Here is a 398-nt window from a genome sequence, read left to right on the forward strand (position 1 = left end):
GCTGCTGCTGGCGCTGCAGCAGGTGGCGGATGGTGTGGTACCTGTTATGCCACAGTCTGCGCAGGAGCCGCCCCGGAAATCGGCCGCGCCAGCGCAAACGATACGCCTGGACAGCCTGTCGCTGTTCTCAGCGGGCAAATCTACCCTCAGACCTGACTCCACAAAGGTGCTGGTGAATGCGCTGGTTGGCATTAAGGCAAGGCCGGGCTGGCTGATTGTGGTCAGCGGGCATACCGACAACACCGGCAGTCAGGGGCTTAATCAGACGCTGTCGCTGAAGCGTGCCGAAGCGGTACGCGACTGGATGCGCGACACCGGCGGCGTGCCGGAAAGCTGTTTTGCAGTGCAGGGCTACGGGGCAACGCGTCCCCTGCAGACCAATGACACGACGGCGGGCC

Annotated in this window: 1 protein-coding gene; it reads left to right on the forward strand. The window is 63.8% G+C overall.

What is annotated here, in order from left to right; translation table 11 throughout:
- The coding region (locus AAIR21_RS27955) for an OmpA family protein (protein WP_434682850.1) at positions 1-398 on the forward strand (398 nt) is incomplete at both ends.

The sequence above is a fragment of the Enterobacter sp. PTB genome (genome assembly GCF_051130085.1).
Classification (GTDB): Bacteria; Pseudomonadota; Gammaproteobacteria; order Enterobacterales; family Enterobacteriaceae; genus Enterobacter; species Enterobacter ludwigii.